This is a genomic window from Streptomyces sp. NC-S4 (genome assembly GCF_054353315.1).
In genome coordinates this window covers 703,063-713,497 of the sequence record NZ_CM135937.1, presented here as the reverse complement: position 1 = coordinate 713,497, position 10,435 = coordinate 703,063, and the positions used below count along the sequence as shown (strand labels likewise).

The window sequence follows — 10,435 nt, the reverse complement described above, 5'->3', positions numbered from 1 at the left end:
ACCTGATGCCCGATCCGATGCCCGATCGGCTTTCCCAGCCGATTCCGAATCCCGTATGCATTCCGCATTTCTCCAGGAGGTGACGTTCCAGTGGCCGGCGCGAACGAAGAAAAGCTTCTCGAAAACCTGAAGTGGATGACCACGGAGCTGCGGCGGGCCCGCCGCCGTCTCCAGGAGGTCGAGCAGGACGCCCACGAGCCCCTCGCCATCGTCGCGATGAGCTGCCGTTTCCCCGGCGGAGTGGGCTCCCCCGAGGACCTGTGGCGGCTGGTCGCCGAGGGCGGTGACGCCATCACCGGATTCCCCGGGGACCGAGGCTGGGACATTGCCTCCCTCGCCGACCCCGACCCCGACCGCAAGGGCACCTTCTACAACACCGGCGGCGGATTCCTCACCGACGCCACCGTGTTCGACCCCGGATTCTTCGGCATATCGCCGCGCGAGGCCCTCGCCATGGACCCGCAGCAGCGCCAGATCCTGGAAGCCTCCTGGGAGGTGTTCGAGCGGGCCGGAATCGATCCGGCGTCCGTGCGCGGCAGCCGTACCGGCGTCTACGTCGGCGCGGGCGCGATGGGGTACGGGGCCGACCTGCGGGAGGTCCCGGAGGGGCTCGAAGGGCTGCTCCTGACGGGTGGCGCGACGAGCGTGCTGTCGGGCCGGGTCAGCTACGTCCTCGGCCTGGAAGGGCCCGCCGCGACCATCGACACGGCCTGCTCGTCCTCCCTCGTGGCCCTGCACCTGGCCGGGCAGGCCCTGCGCCAGCGCGAGTGCACGCTCGCCCTGGTCGGCGGCGTGTGCGTGATGCCCACCCCGGACGTGTTCGTCGAGTTCAGCCGCCAGCGCGGCCTCGCCGCCGACGGGCGCTGCAAGTCGTTCGCGGCGGCCGCCGACGGCACCGGCTGGTCCGAAGGCGTCGGCGTCCTCCTGGTGGAGCGCCTCTCGGACGCCCGCCGCAACGGGCACCCCGTGCTCGCCGTGGTCCGTGGCTCCGCCGTCAACCAGGACGGCGCCAGCAACGGCCTGACCGCCCCCAACGGCCCCTCCCAGCAGCGCGTCATCCGCCAGGCCCTGGAGAACGCCCGGCTGTCGGCCGCCGAGGTCGACGCCGTCGAGGCCCACGGCACGGGCACCCGGCTCGGGGACCCCATCGAGGCGCAGGCCCTGCTGGCCACGTACGGGCAGGACCGCCCCGAGGGCCGGCCGCTGCGCCTGGGCTCCCTCAAGTCCAACATCGGCCACACGCAGGCCGCCGCCGGTGTCGCCGGCATCATCAAGACGGTCATGGCGATCCGCCACGGGGTGCTGCCGCGGACCCTGCACATCGACGAGCCGACCCCCGACGTCGACTGGTCGAGCGGAGCGGTGTCGCTGCTGACCGAGTCCATGGCGTGGCCCGAGACCGGGGCCCCGCGCCGCGCGGCCGTCTCCGCCTTCGGCGTGAGCGGCACCAACGCGCACACCATCATCGAGCAGGCCCCGCAGGAGGAGCGAGCGGAGGGTGGGGCCCCGGAGGGCGAGACGCCCGCCCCGGCCCCCTCCCAGGCCCCCGCCCCGGCCGCCGCAAGGCCCGCCGTGCTCCCCTGGACGCTGTCGGCCCGCAGCGCCGCTGCCCTGCGCGCCCAGGCCGCCCGCCTGATCGCCGCCCGCGCCCAGGACAGCGCCGCCCCGGCCCTCGACCTCGGCTACTCCCTCGCCACCACGCGCGGCGCCCTCGAACACCGCGCGGTGCTCCTCGGCCGCACGGACGACGACCTCGCCGCCGCCCTCGCCGCGCTCGCCGCCGGCCAGGAAGCCACCGGCCTGGTCACGGACAGCGTCGCCGAGGGCCGCACCGCGTTCCTGTTCACGGGCCAGGGCAGCCAGCGCCCCGGCATGGGCCGCGAACTGTACGAGACCCAAACGGTGTTCGCGGACGCCCTCGACGCGGTGTGCGCACGGCTGGAACTCCCTCTGAAGGAAGTCCTGTTCGGGGCCGACGCGGCACTGCTGGACCGTACGGAGTACGCCCAGCCCGCGCTCTTCGCCGTAGAGGTGGCGCTGTTCCGGCTCCTCGAGTCCTGGGGCCTGCGGCCGGACTTCGTCTCCGGCCACTCCATCGGCGAGATCGCCGCCGCGCACGTCGCAGGCGTGTTCTCCCTGGACGACGCGTGCACGCTGGTGGCGGCCCGCGGCCGTCTGATGCAGGCGCTGCCCGCGGGCGGCGCCATGATCGCCGTCCAGGCCTCGGAGGACGAGGTCCTGCCGCTGCTCACCGACCGGGTGGGCATCGCCGCCGTCAACGGCCCGCAGTCGGTCGTCATCGCCGGTGACGAGGACGCCGCGACGGCGATCGCCGAGTCGTTCGCCGGCCGCAAGACCAAGCGCCTCACCGTCAGCCACGCCTTCCACTCGCCCCACATGGACGGCATGCTCGAAGCCTTCCGCCAGGTCGTGGAGGGGCTGACGTACGACAGCCCCCGCATCCCGGTCGTCTCCAACCTGACGGGCGCCCTCGTCACCGACGAGATGGCCTCGCCCGACTTCTGGGTCCGCCACGTCCGCGACGCCGTCCGCTTCCTCGACGGCGTCCGCGCCCTGGAGGCCGCCGGAGTCACCACCTACGTCGAACTCGGCCCGGAAGGCGTGCTGTCCGCGCTCGCCCAGGACTGCGTCACCGGCGAGAACGCGGCCTTCGTCCCCGCGCTGCGCGCCGGCCGGCCCGAACCCGAGACGGCCCTCGCCGCCCTCGCCCGAGCCCACGCCCACGGCGCCACCGTCGACTGGCAGGCGTACTTCGCCGGCACCGGCGCCCAGCGCGTCGACCTGCCCACCTACGCCTTCCAGCACGAGCGCTACTGGCTGGAGCCCGGCGCCGCGCCCGCCGGTGACGTCAGCGTCGCCGGACTCGACCCGGCCGCGCACCCGCTGCTCGGCGCGGCCGTCACCCTGGCCGGCTCCGAGCAGGTCCTGTGCACCGGCCGGCTCTCGCTCCGCACCCAGCCCTGGCTCGCCGGCCACACCGTGGCCGGTACGGCCGTCCTGTCGGGCGCCGCGTTCGTCGAACTCGCCGTACGCGCGGGCGACCAGGCCGGCTGCGGGCACGTCGAGGAGCTGGTGCTCGACGCGCCGCTCGCGCTGCCCGCCGACGGCGGCGTCCGCGTCCAGGTGCTCGTCGAGAGCCCCGACGAGCAGGGCCGCCGTACCTTCACCGTGTCCGCCCGGCCGGAGGACGACGCCACCGGCGACGCCGGGTGGACGTGCCACGCCCACGGCACCCTCGCGCCCGCCGCGCGGGCCACCGCCTTCGACCTGGCCGCGTGGCCGCCCGCCGGGGCGGAAGCCATCGCCGCCGACGACCTCCACACCACCGTCGAGGCGGCCTGGCACCTCGACGGCGCGTACTTCGCCCAGGTGCGCCTGCCGGAGAGCGACCCGCAGGAGCGGCCGCACGCGGCCGACTTCGGCCTGCACCCGGCGCTGCTGGACGCCGCCGCGCACGCGGCGCACACCCTCGCACTCCCGTACGCCGACCGCCCGGGCCCGGGCCCCGGTGTCGGGCCGGGCAGTGTCTGGTCGGACGTGACCCTGCACGCGCAGGGCGCGGGCGCCCTGCGCGTCCGTATCCGGCCCGCCGCCGACGGCGCGTTCGCCCTGGACCTCGCCGACGACCTCGGCGACCCGGTCGCGACGGTCGGCCGACTGGCCCCGCAGCCGTTCACGGGCGGGACCACCGGGACGACCGGCGCCCCGCTGCTGGTACCGGCCGTCCTGCGCGAGGCGCTGTTCCAGCTCGACTGGGTGCCGCTGCCGCTGCCGCTGCCGCTCCGGTCGGACGCCGTCGCGGCCGAGCCCCCCGGAGGCTGGGCCGTCCTCGGCCCCACCGGCTTCGGCCCGGCCGCCCGCTACGCAGACCTGGCCGAGCTGGGCGCGGCGGTCGACGCGGGCCTGCGCGTACCGGCGTACGTCCTGGCGCCGTTCCCGCGCCGGAGCGGCCCCCTCACGGAGGACACCCTGCGCGAGGCCGCGCACCGGGCGCTCGCCCTCGTGCGCGCCTGGTCCGACGACACCCGGTTCGAGGCGTCCCGCCTGGTCGTCGTGACCGGCGGCGCGGTCGCCGGGCCCGGCGAAGGCGGCGAGGACCTCCCGTACGCCGCCGTCCGGGGGCTGCTGCGTTCGGCGGAGACCGAGAACCCCGGCCGTTTCCTCCTCGCCGACGTCCACGACCCGGCCGGCCTCGCCGACCCGGCCGCCAACCCGGACGAGACCGCTCTCCTCGCCGCGGCCCTCGCCTCCGGCGAGCCCGAGCTACTGCTGCGCGACGGGGCCGTCCACGTACCGCGGCTGCGCCGCACCCCGCCCGCCGCCGCCCCGGCGGCCGACGCCGTCGTCATCGACCCGGACGGCACCGCCCTGATCACCGGTGGCTCCGGCAGCCTCGCCGGGATCGTCGCCCGCCACCTCGTCACCACCCACGGCGTACGCCACCTGCTGCTGCTCAGCCGCCGCGGCGCCGACGCGCCCGGCGCGGCCGCACGCACCGCGGAACTGGCCGCGCTGGGCGCCGAGGTCACCTGGGCGGCGTGCGACGCCGCCGACCGTGACGCCCTCGCCGCCGTCCTGGCCGCAATCCCCGCCGGGCACCCGCTCACCACGGTGATCCACACGGCGGGCGTCCTCGACGACGGCGTGCTCGGATCCCTCACCCCCGAGCGCCTGGACACCGTCCTGCGGCCGAAGGCCGTCGCCGCCCTCCACCTGCACGAGCTCACCCGCGACCTGCCGGTGACGGCGTTCGTCCTCTACTCCGCCATCGCCGGCACCCTCGGCAGCGCGGGCCAGGCCAACTACGCCTGCGCCAACGTGTTCCTGGACGCCCTCGCCCAGCACCGCCACCACCAGGGCCTGCCGGCCACGGCCCTCGCCTGGGGCCTGTGGGCCGACGCCAGCGGCATGACCGCCGGCCTCGACGAGACGCAGCTGCGACGCATGGAGCAGCACGGCGTGGGCGCCCTGACCGCCACCGACGGCATGGCCCTGCTGGACGCGGCGCTGGCCTGCGGCCGGCCCGCCCTCGTCCCCGCCCGCCTCAACCCCGCCGCCCTGCGCGACGCCGCCGCACCCGGCCCCGTCGCCCCCGTGTTCCGCGAACTCCTCGGCGCGGCCGGACGCCGCACCGCGCGTACCCGTACCGACGCGGGCACCCCGCTCGCCGAACGGCTGACCGGCCTCACCCGCCCCGAACAGGACCGCGCCCTGCTGGACCTGGTACGAGCGCAGGTCGCCTCCGTGCTCGGCCACGCCTCGGCCGAACAGGTCGAGCCCGCCAAGGCGTTCAAGGACCTCGGCTTCGACTCGCTGACCGCCGTCGAACTGCGCAACCGCCTCGGCGCGGCCACCGGGCTGCGCCTGGCCACCACGCTCGTCTTCGACCACCCCACGCCCACCGCTCTCGCCCGGCAGCTGCGGACCGAACTCCTCGGAGCCACCGACGACGCGGACGCGGACGCGGGCGTGGATGCGGGCGCCATGCCCGGCGCCGCCGCGGCCCTCGCCGACGACCCCATCGCGATCGTCGCCATGAGCTGCCGCTACCCCGGGGGCGTCCGCAGCCCCGAGGAGCTGTGGCACCTCGTCGAGACCGGCGGCGACGCGATCGCCGGACTCCCCGGCAACCGGGGCTGGGACACCGCCGAGCTGTACGCCGGACAGGACGACCGTCGCACCTTCGCGGGCGGATTCGTCCACGACGCGGACTCCTTCGACGCCGACTTCTTCGGCATCTCACCGCGCGAGGCCCTCGCCATGGACCCGCAGCAGCGCCTGCTCCTCGAAACCTCCTGGGAGGCCATCGAGAGGGCGGGCATCGACCCCTCGTCGCTGCGCGGGACCCGGGCCGGCGTGTTCGTCGGTGCCTCGTACGGCGGCTACGACGCCCAGCTGGAGCGCTCCGACGACCCGGACGGCGTCCTCGGCCACGTGATGACCGGCAACGCGGGCAGCGTCATGTCCGGCCGCGTCTCCTACGCCCTCGGCCTGGAGGGCCCCGCCGTCACCGTCGACACGGCCTGCTCCTCGTCGCTGGTCGCCCTGCACTGGGCGATCCAGGCACTGCGGGGCGGTGAATGCACCCTCGCGCTCGCGGGCGGGGTGACGGTGATGTCGACGCCCGGGACGTTCAGCGAGTTCAGCCACCAGGGCGGGCTCGCCCCCGACGGCCGCTGCAAGGCGTTCGCGGCGGCGGCGGACGGTACGGGCTGGGGTGAGGGTGTCGGCATGCTGCTCGTGGAGCGGCTGTCGGACGCCCGGCGCAACGGGCATCCGGTGCTGGCGGTCGTGCGTGGTTCGGCGATCAACCAGGACGGTGCGAGCAATGGTCTGACGGCTCCGAACGGCCCCTCGCAGCAGCGCGTGATCCGCGCCGCCCTCGCGAGCGCGGGTCTGTCGGCCGCCGAGGTCGACGCGGTCGAGGCCCACGGCACGGGTACCCGTCTCGGCGACCCGATCGAAGCGCAGGCCCTGCTGGCGACGTACGGCCAGGACCGGCCGGCCGAACAGCCGCTGCTGCTGGGCTCGGTGAAGTCGAACATCGGTCACACCCAGGCCGCGGCCGGAGTGGCGGGCGTGATCAAGATGGTGCTGGCCATGCGCCACGGGGTGCTCCCGCAGACCCTGCACGTGGACGAGCCCACCCCGCACGTCGACTGGACGGCCGGTGACATCGCCCTGCTGACGCAGACCACGGCGTGGCCCGAGACCCGTCGACCGCGGCGCGCGGCGGTGTCCTCGTTCGGCATCAGCGGCACCAACGCCCACACGATCATCGAGCAGGCCCCGGAGCCCACGGACCGCCCGACGGCGCCGGCTTCGGCCGCCGGACCGGTTCCGTACGTCCTGTCGGCCAGGAACCCGCAGGCGCTCCGCGCCCAGGCGGCCCGACTGCTGACCGTCGTCGAGGAGACCGTCGCCGAGGACGGCTCCGGCCTCCCGGACCTGGCCTACTCCCTGGCCACCGGCCGAGCGGGCCTCGAACACCGGGCGGCGTTCGCCGCAGGCGACCGTACCGGTCTGCTGCGCCAGCTCGCCGCCCTCGCGGCCGACGAGCAGACGCCGGGGCTGATCCGCGGGACGCTCTCCGGGGGCGGGCTGGCGTTCCTGTTCACGGGCCAGGGCAGTCAGCGGATCGGGATGGGCCGTGAACTGTACGACGCGTACCCGGTGTTCGCCGCCGCGCTGGATGAGGTGTGCGGCAAGCTGGAACTCCCCCTGAAGGAAGTCCTGTTCGGGTCGGACCCCCTTGTGCTGGACCGTACGGAGTACGCCCAGCCGGCGTTGTTCGCGGTCGAGGTGGCGTTGTTCCGGCTCGTGGAGAGCTGGGGTGTGCGGCCGGACTTCCTGTCCGGTCACTCGATCGGTGAGATCGCCGCTGCCCATGTGGCGGGCGTGCTGTCCCTGGAGGACGCGTGCGCGCTGGTCACGGCTCGTGGGCGTCTGATGCAGGCGCTGCCTTCCGGCGGCGTGATGATCGCAGTCCAGGCGTCGGAGGGCGAGGTCCTGCCGCTGCTGACGGACCGGGTGAGCATCGCGGCGGTCAACGGTCCGGAGTCGGTCGTGGTGGCCGGTGACGAGGACGCGGCGACCGCGATCGCGGCCGCGTTCCCCGATCGCAAGTCCAAGCGGTTGACGGTGAGCCATGCGTTCCACTCGCCGCACATGGACGGCATGCTGGCCGACTTCCGCAAGGTGGCCGAGGGGATCGCGTACGGGAGCCCCCGGATCCCGGTCGTCTCCAACCTGACCGGTGCCCTCGTCACCGACGAGATGGGCTCCGCCGACTTCTGGGTGCGACACGTCCGCGAGGCGGTCCGCTTCCTGGACGGCATCCGTGCCCTGGAGGCCGCCGGAGTCACCACGTACGTCGAGATCGGCCCGGACGGGGTGCTCTCCGCCCTCGCCCAGGAGTGCGTCACGCAGGACGCCGCCTTCGTGCCCGCGCTCCGCAAGGGCCGCGCCGAGGCGGAGGCCGTTACTGCGGCCCTCGCGCAGGCCCACGCCCACGGCGTCACCGTCGACTGGCGGGCGTACTTCGCCGCCACCGCGGCCGGAGCCCACCGCGTCGACCTGCCCACCTACCCCTTCCAGTCCCGCCGCCACTGGCCCGAGCCCGCCACCGCGCGCACCGGCCCGGCCCAGGACGGCTCCGCCGGAAACGAGACCGACGCCCGGTTCTGGGACGTCGTCGAGCGGGCCGACCTGACAGCGCTCGCCGACGAGCTCGCCATCGACGGTGACCAGCCGCTCAGCGCCGTACTGCCCGCCCTGTCCGCCTGGCGGCGCGAGCAGCGGGCACAGGAACGGGCCGACTCCCTCTTGTACCGCGTCACCTGGCAGCCGTGGTCCGGCGAGGACCGGGGCACCCCCGCGACCGTCGGCGGCACCTGGCTCGTGCCCGTACCCGCCGCGCAGGCCGCGGACCCGTGGGTCCGCGCGCTGACCGACCGCATCAGCAGCGACGGAGCCCGGATCCTGCCGTTCCCGCTCGACGTCGCCCACGGCGACCCGGCGGCGCTGCGTACGCACCTGGACGAGGCGCTGCGCGGGGCGGCCGCCGACGGACCGGTCACCGGCGTCCTGTCGCTCCTGGCACTGGACGAGCGCCCGCACCCCGAGCACCCGGCCGTCCCCGTCGGCCTGGCCCTCACGGCCGCCCTCGTCTCGGTACTCACCGGCCCCGACGGTCCGGCCGGCTGCGCTGACGCACCCCTGTGGTGCGTCACCCGTGACGCCGTCGCCGCCGTCCCCGGCGACACGCTCGGCGGCGCCGCCCAGTCCCAGGTCTGGGGCCTGGGCCGGGTCGCCGCCCTGGAGCACCCCGACCGCTGGGGCGGACTCGTGGACCTCCCCGAGGCGAGCGACGGGCGCGCCCTGTCCCGGCTCCCGGCCGTACTCACCGGCGCCGGCGACGAGGACCAGCTCGCCCTCCGCGCCGCGGGCCCGTTCGTACGACGCCTCGTCCACGCCCCGTCGACCGGCGTCGGCCCCGCACCGCGGTGGACCCCGGCCGGCACCGTGCTCATCACCGGCGGCACCGGCGCGCTCGGCCGCCAGGTTGCACGCCGCCTCGCCGAACGCGGTGCCCAGCGGCTCGTCCTCGTCAGCCGCGGCGGCGCCGACGCGCCCGGAGCCGGCGAGATCCGCGCGGAACTCGAAGCGCTCGGCGCGGCCGTGACCCTGGCAGCCTGCGACGTCACCGACCGGAACGCGCTCGAAGCACTCGTCGCGGGCCTGGCCGCCGACGGCACCCCCGTCCGCGCGGTCGTACACGCCGCGGGCGCCTCCCAGCCGCCCGGCACGGGCACCGACCTGCCCGGGTTCGCCCGGGTCGTCACCGCCAAGACCGCAGGCGCCGTCCACTTCGACGCGCTGTTCGACGCACCGGACTCCCTCGACGCGTTCGTCCTGTTCTCCTCCATCGCCGGTGTCTGGGGCAGCGGCGGCCAAGGGGCGTACGCGGCCGCCAACACCTTCCTCGACGCGCTCGCCGAACGCCGCGCGGCCCGCGGCCTCGCCGCCACGGCGATCGCCTGGGGACCGTGGGCCGAGGCCGGCATGGCCACCGAGGGCGACGCGGAGGAGCAGCTCAGCCGCCGCGGACTGACGCCCGTGGACCCCCGGACGAACCTGCTGGCCCTGGAACGCGCCCTCGTCGGCCGGGACGCGGCGGTGACCGTGGCCTCCGTCGACTGGGAGCGGTTCGCCGCGGTGTTCGCCGCCGCACGGCCCCGCCCGCTCGTCGGCGACCTGCCCGAGGTACGCGCCGCCCTGCGCGAGCAGGCCCCCGGCACGGCCACGTCCGCGACCGCCGACCCGTCCGCGGCCGTACTCCGCAAGCTCACCGAACTGTCCGGGGACGATCGCGGCGCGGCGCTCCTCGACCTCGTGCGCGAGCACGCGGCGGCAGCACTCGGCCACCCGTCCGCGGACGCCGTCGCGGCCGACCGGGCCTTCAAGGACCTCGGCTTCGACTCCCTCACGGCGGTCGAACTGCGCAACCGCCTGGGCGCCGCGTGCGGCCTGAGGCTGCCGTACAGCCTCGTCTTCGACTACCCCAACCCCGAGGCCCTGACCCGCCACCTGCTGCGCACCCTCTTCCCCGAGGGCGGCGGCGCCGCGGCCGCCCCGGACCTCGACACCGACCCGCAGGACGTGGAACTGCGCCGGACCCTGGCCACCATTCCGATGGGCCGGATCCGCGAAGCGGGACTCCTCGACACCCTCCTGCGGCTCGCCGGACCCGACGCCCCCGACACCGACACCGGTGCGGGCGCCACCGCCGACCCGGGCGGGTCCATCGACGAGATGGACCTCCAGGACCTCCTCGACCTCGCCCTCGACGGCGGTGGCGGCCTCGACGAGGACACCCCCGGCAACACCACCAGCAACAGCAACTTCTGACGTG

Annotated in this window: 1 protein-coding gene; it reads left to right on the top strand. The window is 75.6% G+C overall.

From position 1 onward, the window contains the following. Positions 1–90: 90 nt before the first annotated feature. Positions 91–10,431 (top strand): type I polyketide synthase, encoded by a 10,341-nt coding sequence (locus ACXNSR_RS02865; protein ID WP_458640546.1) that lies wholly within the window; start codon positions 91–93, stop codon positions 10,429–10,431. The last annotated feature ends 4 nt before the right edge of the window (positions 10,432–10,435 follow it).